Here is a 16068-nt window from a genome sequence, read left to right as displayed (position 1 = left end):
TGGTGATATCAGCGCAACCGCAACATAAGCCACATCAGTCACAGGAGTCACACATGTCTCGTCGCCTCAGCCGTCTGGCGGGCGCGCTCGCGCTCTCCTGCGCGGCATTGCTCGCTGTTCCCGCCACTGCCGCAGCGGATCCGGCACCGGCCGATCCGCTGGCGCAGGCGATCGCCGCACTGCAGGGACAGGGTGGTGCCTCGCTCGACGCCGCGACCGCGATCGCCGACTCACGTACCCCGGTCGCCGAGGATGCGAACGTCGATCCGTTCGCCGCACTGAACGCAGCCAACAAAGCCCTCACCGACTTCGGCATCACGCCGTTCTTCTACCCCACCGCAGCGATCAACTGCTCCGCAACGGCGGGCTCGCCCCTCGGCATCGTTCCCGGTGTCGCAGGCGGAGCGGCAGGACCGTGGCCGCAGCTGACCGCGCCTGCCATCCCCACGTTGCCGTTCCTGCCGTCCATCCAGATTCCCGAGCTCAATGCAGTCGACAAGGGCGAGACGATGTTCGCGTTCGTCCCGGCCGGAATCGTGAACGATTCCGAGAACAAGACCGGGATGCAGGTCGCCTGGTTCAACGTCAACACCCTGCAGGGCGGATTCGCCGACTTCGGCGGCCTGGCAACCACTCTCGCCGATTCGATCCTCACCAATTCCGGTGTGCCCGACGCCGCGAAGGACATCGTTCGGCCGTTCGTCATCGGAGCGATCGACTCGCTGCCTGCCGCCGGTGCCCGCGCCGTACCCGTCGAAACCGGATCGGGAACCGTTCTGGCCGCGGTGTTCGGCACGGTGAACCACAAGGCCCTCGACGGTTCGGACAAGAGCTGCTTCTTCTTCCCCACAGTCGGCATGATCAACGTCGCCTAGTAGGTAAGCAAGACCACGAAAGGCCCTGCAGCGCTGTGCTGCAGGGCCTTTCGTCTATGCCCTGACGATGCGACCCAGCCGTCCCAGGACCGCCTGCATCTCGGTGTGTTGCGAGCGCGCCGCCCAGGGGCGTTGCCTGTTTCGTCCCCGCATCTGCATCGCGGCCCCGGTCACGAGGTCACCGTTGGGGGCGAAATGCACGCGGACTATCTCGTTGAGTGAGCGACCCAAACCGAAACCCGCAACGCCACTGCAGAATCCGTAGGGAAACAGCGGTGCATCGGGTTCGTTGTACTTACCGCCGACGAACACCGGGCTGCCGGTACGGAAGTCGCGGCACTGCGCGATGAAGCCGTGGAAGGCACGCCCCTTCTCGCGTCCGTAGTATGCGATGCCCACCCGCCCGGACCCGGTGGCGGTGATCGCGCCGAAGCGGGCGTCGCGCACTCCCGGTGCCGACACCACCACCGGCCTCGACCAATTCGCCGCGCCGTCCGAGGACCAGGAAGCATGCAGCAATCCGTCGCGGTCCGGCCACACCGCGTACACGTTTCCGTCGTCGTCGACGGCCATCGACTCCGGCAGCAGATAGCGCGAACCGAGCAGCAGAAAATGCACTGCGTTGTGGTACTTCGCCAGCGCCGATCCCGGAACCATCCGAACGTCCCACGTCAGACCCTCGTCGCGACTGACCGCCACAGCGAACCGTCGACCGTAGCGGCCACCGATGTAGACGGTGCCGTCCGGACCGACCACACCCTTACCGAACGAGACGTACTCCCGACTCGGCAATCCGGGGATGTTCTTGGAATCGATGTCGAAACCACCGGCTACTTCCCACTTCACCCCGCCGTCGAAGGACCGCCAGATGACCTGACGGGTGACGTTGATCAGTGGCCGCACACGTACTGCGAACGGCGTGGGCGCGGAGAGATACGTAACCCTTCCGGCCCGTGAATTGCTCGGACCGGCAAACACTTTGGCATCCATTCTGGCTTTCGATGCCACTGTGCGCGTGCGCCAGGTTTCGCCCCGATCGTCACTGACCCCCAGGGTGAAGCCCGTTCGCATCTGATGGGGCGGCACCGCGTCGAATCGTCCGGCGTGCAGAAACAGACGCTCGTCGACGTCGTCGAAATACAGATACGGACGATTCCGACCCTGCCGCAGGCCCTCGGGAACCGATGCACGCCATGACTTTCCGAAATCGGACGAGCACAGTACCCCGATGCCGTCCACGGTGAACGCGGGTGCGACGAACACGGTGTTGTCCGCCGCGACCCCGAGGGTGCAGGCCGCGGAGCCGTACTCGGTGTAGGAGATGTCGGTGACGAAGTCGGCCGATGCGGCGGCGTTGGTCGAGGAACGCAGTCCAGCCCGATAGCCCGAGGCAACTCTGGGCGTCACGACACCCGCCGTTGGGTGCCGCCGCGGCGTCGCGGCCACAGTGCTGGTCGATGCATTGGATCAGGCTAGCGCCCATGGCGCCGGCGGACCTCCAGGCAATCGAAGAAGTCCTCGGCCCATCCTGGTGACAGTTCACAGAATGGGACCAGCCAGTCTGTGGATTTCCGGTTCACACAGGGACGCATAGGCTCGACGCGTGCCCCGCGTTCGAGCCGCCCACAACCGCCCCGGATCGACCCGCCTGCATCCGACCGACGCGCGTGCGTACTGGATGGCGTCGAAGATTCCGAGCGACCAGTTTCTGCTGTACTGCTTCGCCAGCGGATCGGGAGACCTCGATTCCGAGGTGGCCCGATTGCACGAGCGCGGCAGCCGCATCGAGGTCCTGAGTCGACGCATCAGTGACGTCGCGTGCGGCCTCGATTATCCCCGTTGGACCGAGGCGGGCCCGCGCTCCGACGCGATCTCCGTCCACCGGAAAACGAGCACGTGGTCGGAGTGCCTCGAGGCGATCGCTGCATCGTTCGCACGTCAGGTCGACCCCCGAGTGTCCGTGTGGCACCTGCACCTGTATCCGAACATCGTCGAGGCTCCAGGCGGCACGGCCCTCGTTGCCGTGCTGCAGCTTTCGCACGCGGCGGCCGACGGAACACTGGCCGCGCGCGCTGCTCGCGACCTGTTCGGCACGCATCCACTCCCACCGGCGTGCGTCCAAGTAAAGCCTCGTGCGGCGTTCGAGTCGGCATCCACAATCGTTGCCGCCGCAACTCTTCCGCTTCGGCTGGCGCAGATGGTTCGCGGCGGTGTCCGCGCGCGACGCGACGCGCTGAGCCTCGGGCGAGGTACCGATTCGGGCGACATTCCCCCGCCCGCACCTTCGCGCGCTCCGACCGACCTCGACGTGCCGCCCACCGGCCGGATGTCGGTGCGGACCATCGTGCTTCCGAAAACCGAGCTGCAGTCCGGCGGGACCACCGTCACCACGTTCGTGCTGACTGCAGTATCCGTTGCACTGCAACGGCTTCTCGGCGACGGTCCGGATCTGGCCGCCGAGGTCACCGTCGCCAGGGATGAGCGAGCCGACGCGCGAAACAATTTCGGCAACGTCGGCGTCGGACTGTTTCCCGCCGAACCGGACATTCGTACTCGCAGTCAGCTCGTCGCCGCCGATCTGGCTGCGCGCCGAGCTCGCGCGAATCATCCGCTGTCGCGGGCAGCCCGCGCCTCACAGGACGACGTCGAAGTACACGTGCCGGCGTTTCTGGCCGAATGGGGCGTCGCGCAGTTCGATCCGACCGCAGCCCCTCCGATGGTCACCGGGAACACCGTCGTGTCCAGTGTTTCGCGCGGTGCTGCAGACCTGACGCTCGGCGGCGGCCGCGTCCGATTCACCGCAGGTTTTCCGGCCCTGTCCCCCGCCATGAGCCTGACCCACGGAGTCCACGGCATCGGCGATACCGTCACCATCGGAATCACGTCGAACAGCGCAGCCGTACCCGACCCGGATCTGTACGAGGCACTCCTTCGCGACGCCCTCGACGAGGTACGCACTGCTCTGACCTGACCGGGACCGAACTGCCAGACAGTTCTCAGCATTTGTCGGGCGTCGGGCTCAGGTTCCCCGACCAGACTGACAGCCATGAGCCAAGAAACGGTCACCGTACTCGCCGTCGGGGGTACCGGTGAATCACACCCGTCCGACCACCGGACACGAGTGACGGGCCTGCTGGCCTGCGTCACCCGCGAGCTCGACGACCGCTTCGTCGGCCGCTGGATCGGCTATCCGGCGTCGTACGGTCCGGTCGCGCTCGGTGGACTGTGCTTTCGGCACAGTGCAGACATCGGTGTCCGGCGTCTACGCCGCACACTCGAGAGCACTGCCGGGCCGATTGCGCTGATCGGATACTCCCAGGGAGCGACGGTGGTGCGCGAGGTCCTCGGTCTCGTCCACGACGGGACGATCGACGGCAGCCGCATCGTTGCCGCTGGTCTGGTGTCGGATCCTCAGCAGCCGGTGGGTGCCGTCGACGGCTGCACCGGGCGCGGCGTCGCCGGTGCGGGTCCGGCTCTGCCCGAGTCGATTCCGGTTCAGTGGATCGGTCTGAAGTCCGACATGATCTGCAACGCAAGCGACGACAGTCTCATTCGCGACGTTGCCGACCTGACCCGATGGATGTCGTTTCGCACTCCGAAAATCTGGCTGCGTGAACTACTGAACTTACTGCGCAGCAACAGCTTCCAAAACGCGACCCGGACGCGCCTTCGACCCTCGCAGTGGGCGAAAGATGTTCGACGCCTCCGCACTGCGGCCGCAGAATTGGGCGGGTATCTGCCGCAGTCGATGCGCTGGCGTCGATTCGAGTGGTCGAACCCCGGCGGTGGCCGACACATCGCTTATGCGCGCGAGGATTATGCAGACGGCCTCACCGGCTGCCAGGTTCTCGCCCGCTGGCTCGGCGAGCAGGCGGATCTACGGGAGAACCGACTCAGCCCTTCTCGGCCACAACGGCGAGCTGCCTGAGCCCCTTCTCGAAATCCGGTCCGACGAGCTTGTCCATCGAGAACACTTTTCCGATCAGAGCGAACAGCTTGCTCTGCTTTCCCGACATACGCCAGGTCACCCGGGTCCCGTCGGCGACAGGCTCGAGCAGGAACGCCGTGACGTTCCGATTCTTGAACGGCTTGGTGAACGCGAGGTCGAGCACGATCAGTTCTTCGGGAATCGATTCGGTGATGGTCATCGTCCCCGCGCCGGCCTTGCGGTTACCCGACCACGAGTACGACGCCCCCACTCCCGCGTCGGGACCGGTGTAGGTGCGCTGCAAACCAGGGTCGAGTCCCTCGTAGGGCGACCACTGTTGCCAATGGTGAAAGTTGTCGATCAGAGCGTGCACGGTCGCGGCGTCGGCGCGGACGAGGGCTGATCGCTCGACGAGTACCGGGTGGGTTTCGCTGACCATGACGGTTCCTTCATTCTCTTTTGCACAAGCAGAAGATGTGCCCCGCGGGATCGCGGTACACCCAGAACGAGGGCTGCGCGTGGTCGATGAGTTCGGCCCCGGCGTCGACGACGAAGTCCCTGGCCTGTTCCATGTCGTCGACCACGAGGTCCAGGTGGATCTTGATCCCGTCGTTCGGCCAGTCGATCGGAGTGAACTCCGGCGCACGCTGGAACGCCAACCGCAGCTCGCCCGGGCCGTGAATCACCACCCAGTCACCGTCGTCGCCGGCAGGCTCCCAGCCGAGAATTGTGCTGTAGAAGCGGGCAAGCGCAGCTGGATCCGGGCAATCGAGCACCGTGTAGTCGACGGTGATCCGCGGTGGCGTCATGGCGGAAAGAGTAGCTGTCAGCCGCCGACGGCAGGGGCGATTGTCTCGAACCATGCGTCGTGCAGGTGCTGCTCCCAGTGGTTCCACCAGTGCACGCCGGTACCGGTGATCTTGACGTTGGGTCGACCACCGACAGCCTGCAGCAGCGGAACGAATGCCCGGCTGCTCATGCCTGCGGCTGTTTCGAGCGGCACCATCTGCGCGAACCTGACCGGGTCGAAGCTGCTGCTGGCCGGGTTGAACACAGGGTCCGTGGCCGGTGAGCCACTTCCCGAGGAGACGAAGACTGCCGTGTTGCGCAGCGCACCGACGTTGAGGGACGGGTCGTTGCGGATCCAGTCCGCGGACGGCCAGGTACCCCACATGTTGCGAGCGTTGCCGCCCATCTCGCCGACGGCGACGGCGATACCTTGAGCGAACCCGGGGCTGCTGGCGGTCGGGTAGCCGCTGAACGATGCGACGGCCTTGTAGAAGTCGGGGTGGTGGGCGGCCAGGTTGAGCGCCGAGGTTCCGCTCATCGACAGTCCGGCCACCGCGTTGTTGACGTTGTCGCTGCCGAAGCGATCCGCCATGAACGGAGGCAGCTCCTGGGTGAGGAAGGTTTCCCACTTCACACGCCCGAGCTTGGGGTCGTCACGCTGCCAGTCGGAGTAGAAGGTGCCGCCGCCGCCGAACGGGATGGCCACGTTGACGTGCTTGTCGGCGAAGAAGCTCTCGACGTCGGTCTCGATGAGCCAGCCGTTGTCGTTCTCGGGCGCACGCAGGCCGTCGAGCAGATACAGGGTGGGTGCGGGGCCGCCGCCTGCAGCTTTGAGCACCTTGACCGGAATGTTCTTGTCCATCGACGGCGAGTAGACGTAGACGAGCTCGGAGTCGGCCTTCGCCACACCGGTCCCCATCAGCACCGTTGCCATCGTGGCGACCAACACCGCCACTACAGCGAGCACCAGACTTCGTATCCGACCATGCAGCATGAAGATTGTCCCCTTGTTCGTATCCAGCCGACCGTCTCGGGGAGGGTAACAGCCCGGTCACGGCTCCGCCTCTCCTAACGCAGCGGGCTGTCGACGATCCACCACGCCGCGTACGGCGGCAACCACACCCAGCCGGCGTCGTCGACCTGCAGATCGTGCTGCGAGAGGACCTCGACCGGGGCCGGAATTCCGAGTTCGATCAGCTGCGCGTGCGGGAACTGCCGGTGTTCGGCGGTGACGTTGTAGAGGGCGACGAGGGTGCCGCTCGGATGCCGCCTGCGCACCACGAGCAGACCGTCGTCCGACTCACTCTGTACGTCCACCGGTGCCTCGGCGTGCAACATCGGTAGTCCGGCGCGCACCTTCGCGATCCGCGCGATCCCGTCGAACACTCGTTGCGCGTCGCTCCCCTGCTGGAATCGGCCGGCGCGATCGGCGTCGGTCACGCGCGGCCGATGCACCCACCGGTTGTCCTCGGCATGAGCTGGCTCCTCGGCCCAGTTCGGATCGCCCGGGGAGCCGAGCTCGTCGCCGCTCCACACAACCGGAATTCCGCCCCATCCAGCAATGACGGCGTGCGCCAAGAAGATTCGCCCGAACGCGCCGTCGGGATCCAGGCGGGACGGGCCCAGACCGGTCAGCGCTGCTGCGGTTCCACTGATCCGGCGGTCGCCGGTGTCCGGGTTGTACTGGAATACAAGGCCTTCGGCCCAGGAGCCGTCGAAGTCCCCGGAGTACCAGTCGGCCAGGAAATGGCGATGCCCTGCGCCCGAGAGCCCGAGAGACGCCGCGTCGCCGTCGTCGATGGCCCAGCCGATGTCGTCGTGGCAGCGAACGTAGGTCACCCAGGTGCCACTCGGCGGCGTCGGGGGCAAAGACGCCAAAGCGTGTCGCGCCAATGCTGTACTGCCCGTTGCCAACATCGACCACACCTGCACCATCAGCGAGTTGTGGTAGGCGATGTCCGAGACTCGGCCGGTGTGCCGCCCCTGACCCAGGTACGGCAGCAGATCCCGGGGTCCGACGATCGCCTCGGCCTTGAACAACGTGGCCGGAGCAGCGAGTCGAGCAGTAGCGCGCAAGGCCTGGGTGACCGCGTGCACCTCGGGCTGGTTCTGGCAGTTGGTTCCCAGCCGCTTCCACAGGAATGCGATCGCATCGAGGCGCAGCACTTCCACCCCGAGGTTTGCCAGGTGCAGCACGATACTCGCGAACTCCTGCAGCACAGCGGGATTGGCCCAGTTCAGATCCCACTGCCATTCGTTGAACGTCGTCCACACCCACTCGCCGAGGGTGTCGTCGAAGGTGAAGCTGCCGGGCGCGAAGTCCGGAAACACCTCGGGGAGAGTGCGCTCGTACGAGTCCGGGGTGGTGCGATCGGGATAGATCAGAAAGTAGTCTCGATACTTCGGATCGCCTGCGCGCGCCTTCTCGGCCCATTCATGTTCGCGAGCAACGTGATTGAGCACCAGATCGACCACGAGACTGATGCCGCGGCCGCGTAACGTCTCCGCGAGTGCCCGTAAGTCCTCGTTGGTACCGAGATCCTCGCGCACCGCTCGGTAGTCCATCACCGCGTAGCCGCCGTCGTTGTCGCCGGGCCGCGGTTGCAGCAGCGGCATCAGGTGCAGGTAGGTGACACCCAGATCGGTCAGATGGTCGAGCCGGTCCCCCACCCCGCGCAGGGTTCGGCCGTACCGGTCGACGTAACAGGCGTAACCGAACATGTCCGGCTGCTGAAACCAGTCCGGTTCGAGCAAACGACGCTGATCGAGCCGGTGCAGATCCTCCGGGCGGGCGGCATAGGCGCGCGCAGCGATCTCCACGAGGGTGGCCGCCACGGCGTCGGGATCGGGGTAGACGGCAGTCACCGCGTCGTGCAGATCGGGAAACCACTGCTCGAGACGCAACTCGAACGTCTCGCGTCGGTGGGCGGGAAGTTCGGCGAGGATCTCGCGGGTGACGTCGGAGACGGCGGGGTGAACCATGGACACATTCTGGCATCGACCCCAGCGTGCGGGCGCGCATACATCCGGTTACCGCGGGGTATCAAAGCGGCATGTCATTGCTGACCCGCACGCTGGACACGATCCTCGACAGAGCAGTCGTTCCCGGATACTCCCGCATCGGTGCCACGGTGCGTCGCCGATTCTGGGCCGCGGATCCGACGCCGTTCCCCTCCCCCATCGACATGGTGGTGACCGGTGCGTCGTCCGGCTTGGGCGCAGCCACGGCGAAGGAACTGGCCAGGTTGGGGGCACGGGTACATCTGGTCGGTAGGTCTGCCGATCGGCTGGAGTCCGCGGCCGCCGCCATCCGAGACGACGTGCCCGACGCCTCGCTCGTGGTGCGCGAGTGCGATATCAGCAACCTCGATTCCGTTGCCGAGTTGATCGCGTCATTGGCGTCGGAACTCACCGCTGTGCACGCGCTCGTGCACTGCGCCGGGGTCATGCCGGACGGGCGGCAGCTGTCCGCACAAGGTCACGAATCTGCTTTCGCCACCCACGTTCTCGGGCCGGTCGCACTGACGGTGGGACTGCGCGAACTGTTCGACGCCGGATCGCGGGTCGTGTTCGTCTCCAGCGGCGGCATGTATCCGGTGCCGCTGCAGTCCGCGGATTTCGAGTACGAGAACGGCAAGTACTCCGGTATGACGGCGTACGCCAGGACCAAGCGCATGCAGGTGGTGGTGACCGAGCAACTGGCCGAGCGGTTCTCGCTCGAAGACGATCCGGTGGTGCACAGCATGCATCCCGGCTGGGCGGCGACACCCGGCGTCACCGGATCGATGCCACTGTTCGGTTCGGTGATGAAGCCGATTCTGCGCAGTGCCGACGACGGGGCCGATACCATCGTCTGGCTCGTCGCATCCGACCAGGCATTGACCAGTACCGGCACGTTCTGGCACGACCGAGCCCCGCGTCCGACGCACTACCCGTCGTGGCGGGGTGATTCACCTCGCGTGCGAGATGCCCTGTGGGCCAGCGTGGTCGAGGCAACGGGTATCGAAATCTGACGTCGTTCACGGCTCGCGTGCAGGCTGTTTCCGCCCAACGACCGCGTTTCGAATGAGGATCAGCAGGGTCAAGCTGAATCCCCAGCCGAGCATGCACAGAATGACACCCACACCCGACTGCCCGGTGACATCGGTACTCGCTTCGACGCAGAACGCCGTTGAGAACCCCGCCGTCGTGCCCAACGCAGCGACGTGTCCGCCGGTCTTCGGCCATCGTGACAGATGCGCGGCCAGCAGGCACAGCAATACGACCGTCGCACCGCACGCTGCGACTTGCCATGATGGGAACTCGTTCGGGGCCGGGAGACCCGGGCCACGCACTTCGCCTCGGTAGTCGGCAGACCAGCTCAGCCACCCTGCACACGCTACGAAACCCGATGCGGCAGCAGTCGATCCGGTGGCCCACAAGCCGAGCGGACCGGTTCCCCTTCCTTCTCGACGCTTCGCGAAGACGGCCCACAGAGCAAGAGCCCAGAACGTCGACGGCACGCCGACGAAAATGAAGACAATCCACAGAAACTGAGACCACGAAAAGTCGACTGCCATGACCCGACGCTATCGGACATCGCATAGCTACAGTCGAGACATGTCGCTCGTCGATCGGTTGTCGAACTCGCTCCCCACGGATCGGATCGTTGTCGATCCCGACGTCATCGCGTCGTACCAACACGACGAGGCAGAGTGGGCACCGTATTCGGTCCCGATCGCGGTCGTTCGGCCCCGCTCCGCCGAGGAAGTGCAGGCCGTCGTTCGCGCATGCCTCGTTCACGGCGCGCCCATTGTCACTCGCGGGGCGGGCACCGGGCTGTCCGGCGGCGCGAACGCCACCGAGGGATGTGTCGTACTCGCCCTCGACGGCATGGACGCGATCAAGGAGATCGACCCGCTCGAACGCTACGCCGTCGTCGAGCCGGGGGTGGTCAACGACCACTTGCGGGCAGTGGTCGCCGAACAGGGTCTCTGGTACCCGCCGGATCCGGCCAGCGCTCCGTGGTCGACCATCGGCGGCAACGTCGCCACCAACGCCGGCGGACTGTGCTGCGTGAAGTACGGCGTCACCCGCGATTACGTCATGGGCATGCAGGTGGTCACCGGTACCGGAGAATTGGTGAGGCTCGGGCGAAAGACCGCGAAAGGCGTTGCCGGATAAGATCTTACGGGCCTGATGGTCGGATCGGAAGGCACGCTCGGCATCATCACCGAGGTGACCCTCAAGCTGCGTCCGCTCCAGGATCCGCAGCGGACCGTCGCCGGCTACTTCGATTCGATCGTCGACGCCGGGCGTGCCGTCGCCGCGGTGGCCGCCGCCGGATTGACGCCCTCCGCGTTGGAGCTGATCGACAAGCAGTGCCTTATCGCCGTCGACGCCTGGAAGAACATGGGGCTGTCGGTGGAGGCGAATGTGGTGCTGCTCGGGCGGATCGACGATCCCGGACCGATCGGCGATCAGCAAGCCGAGAAGATGCTCTCCTGCTTCGAGGAGGCCGGGGCCACGTGGTCCGCGGTCTCGACGGATCAGGAGGAGGCCGACGCGCTGTTCAGTGCCCGACGGTTGGCGTATCCGGCGATGGAGCGCCTGGGGCCGGTATTGACCGAGGATGTCTGCGTGCCGAAGAAGCATGTGCCCGAGATGCTCTCGCGCATCGAGCAGATCGGCCTACGCTACGAAACGACGATCGCCAACATCGCCCACGCAGGCGACGGAAACCTGCACCCATTGCTCATCACGCCACACGACGACCTTCCGGCCCGGGAACGCGCTCAGGCCGCCTTTGCCGAAATCATCGACGCGGCACTGGAACTCGGTGGCACCGTCACCGGCGAGCATGGAGTCGGACTGCTCAAGATGGACGGTCTGGTGCAAGAACTCGATCCGGTGGTGTTGGACATGCACCGAGCGGTGAAAAAGGCGCTCGATCCCCACGGAATCCTGAACCCCGGCAAGGTGTTCGCGCCGTAACGGTTTCAGCCCTGTGGTTGTGATCGCAGATTGCCGTTGTGCAGGTCTGACCGGATACGAGCCGTTCGCAGTGGGCAATCTACGGCGGTAGTTCTCACGAGCGGAGATTCGAGCGGCGACGATGTGCAGCAGCACAGCGAAGGTGATGGCACACACCGTAGCCACCATGCGACAGTCACCCTTTTCCCTATCGGTTCCTGTCAGCCTGGTTTCTCAGCCTCTGGGACGATAGGCCGATGACGACCAAGCTGACGAGGAACTTCGGATCTGCGTTACCCATCGGGTGGACCGAACTCGACCGCAATGTCGAAGCTGAGCACTGGTCGGTGTTCAAGAGGAGGTTCGATTTTCGACCCGGGACCAAACCTGAGTCGTGGCCGGCCATTGCCGAGCCTGCACCATCCATGACATTCGACCTGTCTGCCCACTCTGTCCGCACCACGGCCTCCTGGTCTGCCCGAGCCGACGCTGTCAACGCGGAAGCCTTGCGCTGCTTCGTCACCGAGTTTGCGGACAGCCCCACCTTTGTCGCCCTGGACTGGCAACACCCCGGCTACAGCTTCGACGCGGAAGCACATGCCGACGCTGCCGAGAACGCCGAATGGCGGGTGCCCGTCCACCCGAACGGCGACTACTACATCTTCGCGCGTGACGGATTCGCCGAAGGCACCTTCGGCCACCCGTGGGAACGCACCTTGTGCGTCTTCGGACCGCGAATGGTCGCCACGCTCGGACGCACCTTGGCGACATGGCTCCCCACGGTCCGCGTCGACGGCGAACTGGTCGCGGATCGCCGAATGTAACCGCGCCCGACCCACCGTTGTCTCATTGACGACGAGTCAACGATGCGAAACCAGAGTCCGCATGTTTTGCGAGATGAACGATAACAACGTGACGGGGCCGACGTGACGTAGGGGCAGCGGGTTGAGTCGGCGTGGCAGGCTCGGGCTTGTGAACGACCGCGAAAACTCCGGTGCCGGCGGTCCTCAGCACCCCGACCACCACATCGACCCAACCCATGAGTCGTCGGTGTGGCGGGTCGACGACGTAGAAGCAGATGCATCGCCCGGCGATTGGATCGCCCAGGCGCTGCCCAGTTTCGAGTACACAATCGGATCGCTGGTGCCGCCGATCTACACCCTGTATTCACGGGTATTGCATCCCGCGGCTCGTATCGACCGCGACACCGGCGAGCGAATTTCGGTGCGTTGGGCCGACGTAGCCGCGCATACAGGCGGCGTGATCCATCAGACCGTCGAATGGGAATCGTTACTCCACGCTGGCAGACTTGCCGGTTCCGGTGACGGGAGTGACGACGTCTGGAACGAGGAACCCGATAAAGGCGACATGCCGGAACAACAATTCGCGGCGCTGGCCGAGGTCCTCGTCCAACACACGAGCACTCCGGACGAATGCTGATTCGGCCTGCGGGAAGGCCGTTCCGGACATCGCATGAAACTACCCAATTCCGTTCCGCTCGTTCGTATTCCGGGCCGAGGCAATTACTTGACGCGCGGGACGGTGCACGATGCAGTTCGCACGTTCGGAGCGTGCGGCCGAATCTGTGGTGGCCCCAAGACCGGGCGTGGTTCGTAGTCTCCGACATCGACCTGATGTCGACCTACGTCGGCTCCTCGACTGCATGCGCCCTGGCACTGTCTTCGCATCCCGACTTGGAAGTGATCGACACCAGCGCATACCGAAAGGTCACCTGGGACAGCGACGACATCAATCCTTTGCCACCCCGCCCGTACGGGTAGAGCCGCGTCAGCTCTCGAACCGTTCGATCCGCCACGGCGGAATCTCGCGACGCGGTCGGAGCTTGATCGCACGAAATCGATAGCCGTCCTGATCGATAGCAGGTTCCCACTCGAAGTCGACCTGCTCGCCTACCTCGAGGTTGGACACACCCCCACCGATGCTGAAGCCTCCTACCGATCGAGAGTCGACGACTTCATCGGGATGGAGTGCACTGAAGAATGCCCAGCACCCACCTGGAGTGTCCTCGGAATCGATGACGCCCCAACTTTCTTCGCCGTTCCACACGGACACAACCCCGACGGACCACGTTCCGACCCGAACCGGCTCTTCCCAATCCACGTCTGTGATTTCGGTAATGGTGCCGTCAGGGGCAATATCCCCAGCACCGGACGTCGGACGACTCGCCTGTTCGACCGGCTCGGTGTCCACCGGCCAGGCGCGAACTGTGAAGAAGTTGTACCCGTACCGAGGTTCCTCCTGGGCCTGCCATTCGAACTACACATCCTCGCCTGGAGTCAGAGCAGGAAATCCGCGAACCGCGACGGATCCCGACGGCGTCCAACTTCCTCCCGGGGTGTCTTCGGAATCGATCACGCCCTGCATGCCGAGAATCTCCCAGCTCCGGACCCGCCCACGACTTGCCATCCTGCAAGTATGTCCGGCGGAACCACAACCTGCTTCGATCGCGTTACGGCTGCCGTGTTGCAGTCGACTGCCCACGCTGCGATTCTGTGGTCGTGCGAGTAGCTCTCATTGCCGATATTCACGGCAACATCGCGGCGCTCGACGCCGTCCTCGAAGACATCGAACGTCATCGCGTCGACTCGGTGATCAATCTCGGCGATCTGCTCTCCGGTGGCCTGCATCCGCGTCGAACTGCGGATCGCCTTATGGCCTTGGACATGCCCACGATCGCGGGCAATCACGATCGCTATCTGCTCGAACAGCATCCCGATTCGATGGGTAGTTGGGATCGGCACGCCCATGATCGACTCGACGACGAGCATCGACAGTGGCTGGGCTCGCTGCCGTTCTCACTCGACCTCGATCACGGAATCCTCGCAGTGCACGGAACGCCCACCGATGATCAGCAGTACTTTCTGCACTCGGTCGACCCCGACGGCTCTCGCGAGGCAACCGATGCCGAAATTCTCGACCGGGCAGCAGGTTTCACCGACAAAGCTGTCATCGCCTGCGGACACACCCACCTGCAGCGACAGTGGACTCTCCCCAGCGGCACACTCGTGGTCAATCCCGGAAGCGTCGGCACCCCCGCGTACGACGACGATCTCCCCTACCCTCACGTCATGGAATCCGGGTCTCCGCATGCCCGCTACGCGGTGCTCGACGACCACGACAGTGGCAGCTGGACAGTGTCGTTCGAGTTGGTCGAATACGACCACGTCGGTGCGGCAGACGACGCCCGCGCACACGGGATGAACGACATCGCCGACGCTCTTCTCACCGGATTCGTCGGCCCTGCGCCACAAGAGCAGTCACACTGATCGCGTGAAGATCACCGACGCTCAGCGCCGACACCGGCTCGTCGCGCAGCACTTCGCCCGTGCCTCGACCACCGAAGGTGTGGTGTCGTCACTCCTCGCGTTGCATGCGACCGATCCGGCGACGGTGTATCTGTCGGTGCTCGCCCGCGCTCGAACACTGGGACTCTCGGATGTTCGTGATGCGATGTACGAGCGCCGGAGCCTGGTGCGGTTGATGGCGATGCGGCGCACGATGTTCGTCGTCGCTCATGACGACGTTCCGATGATTCACGCTGCGGCGAGCCTCGGGGTTGCGCGCACCATGCGAGCGCGGCTGATCAAGCAGGTCTCCACTTTGCCCACCGAACCGGTGATCGACGACGTCGAATCATGGCTCGCCGCAACCGAAGCCGAGACCGAATCGGCGTTGCGATCGATGGGGACCGCGACCGGAGCCGAGCTCTCGGCCGCCGTGCCCGGGCTCAAGACCGCGCTGCTACCGACCACCGACAAGGTGTACGACGTCAAGAGGTACGTCACCTCCGAGGTGCTGGTGATGATGGCTGCCGAGGGAAAATTGGTGCGCGTCGAACCGCGGGGCGCGTGGACTTCCCGACGGCACGCATGGGCACCGATCGATCACTGGTGGCCGGACGGGATTCCCGAACTCGACGAGACCGAGGCGAGGACGGTCCTGGCACGACGATGGCTCGAAGTATTCGGACCCGCAACCCTCGACGACCTGCAGTGGTGGACGGGCTGGAACAAGACGCAGACTCGCGGTGCGGTCTCGGGCCTCGACACCGAGACGGTCGAACTGACCGAGGGCGACGGAATCATGTTGTCCAGCACTACCTTCGACAAGCCGTCCGAGACGAGTGTCATGCTGCTACCTGCACTCGATCCGACGCCGATGGGTTGGAAGCACCGCACCTGGTATCTCGGCGAACACAAGGCCCCGTTGTTCGACACCTTCGGCAACATCGGCCCGACCATCTGGTCCGGGGGCCGCATCGTCGGCGGCTGGGCGGTGACCGGTTCCGGCGAGGTGGTCACCGAATTGCTCAAGGACGTCGGATCGACGGCATCGAAAGCAGTTGCAGCCGAGGCCGAACGACTCACCACCCTGCTCGACGGCACCCCGGTGGTCCCCTCCTTCCCGACACCGCTGGAGAAGAAACTTCGTGGGAAGAAGTAGCCGACCTGCGCCTGGTCAGCGGTGCACGCGACCGATCGGCGCTCGAATTCGCGGTAGGGT

16 protein-coding genes and 1 pseudogene are annotated in these 16068 nt (G+C 64.9%); 10 read left to right on the top strand and 7 right to left on the bottom strand.

Going from position 1 to position 16068, the window contains the following annotated elements; genetic code table 11:
- The first annotated feature begins 53 nt into the window (after nt 1–53).
- Entirely contained in the window at nt 54–875 is an 822-nt protein-coding gene (locus tag CH283_RS03295; RefSeq protein ID WP_068052956.1) for a hypothetical protein, read from the top strand.
- 54 nt (nt 876–929) lie between these two features.
- On the opposite strand, the gene CH283_RS03290 is transcribed toward CH283_RS03295, so the two are convergent.
- Nucleotides 930–2282 (bottom strand): sialidase family protein, encoded by a 1353-nt coding sequence (locus CH283_RS03290; protein WP_141215314.1) that lies wholly within the window; start codon nt 2280–2282, stop codon nt 930–932.
- 196 nt (nt 2283–2478) lie between these two features.
- Here CH283_RS03290 and CH283_RS03285 point away from each other — a divergent pair, with 196 nt between their 5' ends.
- Together CH283_RS03285 and CH283_RS03280 are read left to right on the top strand one after the other, a co-directional pair.
- Nucleotides 2479–3846 (top strand): WS/DGAT domain-containing protein, encoded by a 1368-nt coding sequence (locus tag CH283_RS03285; protein ID WP_094641231.1) that lies wholly within the window; start codon nt 2479–2481, stop codon nt 3844–3846.
- A gap of 75 nt (nt 3847–3921) precedes the next feature.
- Nucleotides 3922–4803 carry a PE-PPE domain-containing protein gene (locus CH283_RS03280; RefSeq protein ID WP_068052950.1) on the top strand — a complete coding sequence of 294 codons (882 nt, stop codon included), beginning with the start codon at nt 3922–3924 and terminating at the stop codon, nt 4801–4803.
- On the opposite strand, the gene CH283_RS03275 is transcribed toward CH283_RS03280, so the two are convergent.
- The 4 genes from CH283_RS03275 to CH283_RS03260 form a co-directional block, all read right to left on the bottom strand.
- The gene (locus CH283_RS03275; protein WP_094641229.1) at nt 4769–5242 is read right to left on the bottom strand and encodes an SRPBCC family protein; all 474 of its coding nucleotides are present in this window, start codon (nt 5240–5242) and stop codon (nt 4769–4771) included. The two genes, CH283_RS03280 and CH283_RS03275, sit on opposite strands and share 35 nt — an antisense overlap.
- A gap of 10 nt (nt 5243–5252) precedes the next feature.
- Nucleotides 5253–5612, bottom strand: a complete 360-nt coding sequence (locus tag CH283_RS03270; protein ID WP_068283804.1) for a VOC family protein — start codon at nt 5610–5612, stop codon at nt 5253–5255.
- Nucleotides 5613–5629: 17 nt separating this feature from the next.
- Nucleotides 5630–6586, bottom strand: coding sequence for an alpha/beta hydrolase (locus CH283_RS03265; RefSeq protein ID WP_094641227.1), 957 nt, complete (start codon nt 6584–6586; stop codon nt 5630–5632).
- 74 nt (nt 6587–6660) lie between these two features.
- Nucleotides 6661–8574, bottom strand: a complete 1914-nt coding sequence (locus tag CH283_RS03260) for an alpha-amylase family protein (RefSeq protein WP_094641225.1) — start codon at nt 8572–8574, stop codon at nt 6661–6663.
- Between the two features lie 71 nt (nt 8575–8645).
- On the opposite strand from CH283_RS03260, the gene CH283_RS03255 reads away from it, so the two are divergent.
- Entirely contained in the window at nt 8646–9605 is a 960-nt protein-coding gene (locus tag CH283_RS03255) for an SDR family NAD(P)-dependent oxidoreductase (RefSeq protein ID WP_094641223.1), read from the top strand.
- 6 nt (nt 9606–9611) lie between these two features.
- Here CH283_RS03255 and CH283_RS03250 read toward each other — a convergent pair whose 3' ends face one another.
- A complete protein-coding gene (locus tag CH283_RS03250) occupies nt 9612–10151 on the bottom strand; it encodes a hypothetical protein (protein WP_094641221.1) in 540 nt (179 codons plus the stop codon).
- A 40-nt stretch (nt 10152–10191) separates the two neighbouring features.
- Here CH283_RS03250 and CH283_RS03245 point away from each other — a divergent pair.
- The 4 genes and pseudogenes from CH283_RS03245 (at nt 10192) to CH283_RS03230 (ending at nt 13325) form a co-directional block, all read left to right on the top strand.
- A pseudogene (locus CH283_RS03245) lies at nt 10192–11565 on the top strand (FAD-binding oxidoreductase).
- A 236-nt stretch (nt 11566–11801) separates the two neighbouring features.
- A complete protein-coding gene (locus CH283_RS03240) occupies nt 11802–12368 on the top strand; it encodes a DUF2716 domain-containing protein (RefSeq protein ID WP_094641219.1) in 567 nt (188 codons plus the stop codon).
- A 148-nt stretch (nt 12369–12516) separates the two neighbouring features.
- Entirely contained in the window at nt 12517–12984 is a 468-nt protein-coding gene (locus tag CH283_RS03235) for a hypothetical protein (RefSeq protein ID WP_094641217.1), read from the top strand.
- 131 nt (nt 12985–13115) lie between these two features.
- Nucleotides 13116–13325, top strand: coding sequence for a hypothetical protein (locus CH283_RS03230; RefSeq protein WP_094641215.1), 210 nt, complete (start codon nt 13116–13118; stop codon nt 13323–13325).
- A gap of 7 nt (nt 13326–13332) precedes the next feature.
- On the opposite strand, the gene CH283_RS03225 is transcribed toward CH283_RS03230, so the two are convergent.
- The gene (locus CH283_RS03225) at nt 13333–13665 is read right to left on the bottom strand and encodes a hypothetical protein (RefSeq protein ID WP_255183062.1); all 333 of its coding nucleotides are present in this window, start codon (nt 13663–13665) and stop codon (nt 13333–13335) included.
- Between the two features lie 398 nt (nt 13666–14063).
- Between CH283_RS03225 and CH283_RS03220 the strand changes: the two genes are divergently transcribed.
- Nucleotides 14064–14831 (top strand): metallophosphoesterase family protein, encoded by a 768-nt coding sequence (locus CH283_RS03220; RefSeq protein ID WP_094641532.1) that lies wholly within the window; start codon nt 14064–14066, stop codon nt 14829–14831.
- A 4-nt stretch (nt 14832–14835) separates the two neighbouring features.
- A complete protein-coding gene (locus CH283_RS03215; RefSeq protein ID WP_094641213.1) occupies nt 14836–16008 on the top strand; it encodes a winged helix DNA-binding domain-containing protein in 1173 nt (390 codons plus the stop codon).
- The last annotated feature ends 60 nt before the right edge of the window (nt 16009–16068 follow it).

Source organism: Rhodococcus sp. 05-2254-2, assembly GCF_002259095.1.
Classification (GTDB): Bacteria; Actinomycetota; Actinomycetes; order Mycobacteriales; family Mycobacteriaceae; genus Rhodococcoides.
The sequence above is the reverse complement of the archived record's forward strand: the minus strand, read 5'-3'. Positions and strand labels throughout refer to the sequence as shown.

Bases quoted from the DNA above. Each gene is read 5' to 3' on its own strand.
- CH283_RS03295 (WP_068052956.1), top strand. From the start codon at position 54: ATGTCTCGTCGCCTCAGCCGTCTGGCGGGCGCGCTCGCGCTCTCCTGC.
- CH283_RS03280 (WP_068052950.1), top strand. From the start codon at position 3,922: ATGAGCCAAGAAACGGTCACCGTACTCGCCGTCGGGGGTACCGGTGAA.
- CH283_RS03275 (WP_094641229.1), bottom strand. From the start codon at position 5,242: ATGGTCAGCGAAACCCACCCGGTACTCGTCGAGCGATCAGCCCTCGTC.
- CH283_RS03270 (WP_068283804.1), bottom strand. From the start codon at position 5,612: ATGACGCCACCGCGGATCACCGTCGACTACACGGTGCTCGATTGCCCG.
- CH283_RS03265 (WP_094641227.1), bottom strand. From the start codon at position 6,586: ATGCTGCATGGTCGGATACGAAGTCTGGTGCTCGCTGTAGTGGCGGTG.
- CH283_RS03260 (WP_094641225.1), bottom strand. From the start codon at position 8,574: ATGGTTCACCCCGCCGTCTCCGACGTCACCCGCGAGATCCTCGCCGAA.
- CH283_RS03255 (WP_094641223.1), top strand. From the start codon at position 8,646: ATGTCATTGCTGACCCGCACGCTGGACACGATCCTCGACAGAGCAGTC.
- CH283_RS03250 (WP_094641221.1), bottom strand. From the start codon at position 10,151: ATGGCAGTCGACTTTTCGTGGTCTCAGTTTCTGTGGATTGTCTTCATT.
- CH283_RS03240 (WP_094641219.1), top strand. From the start codon at position 11,802: ATGACGACCAAGCTGACGAGGAACTTCGGATCTGCGTTACCCATCGGG.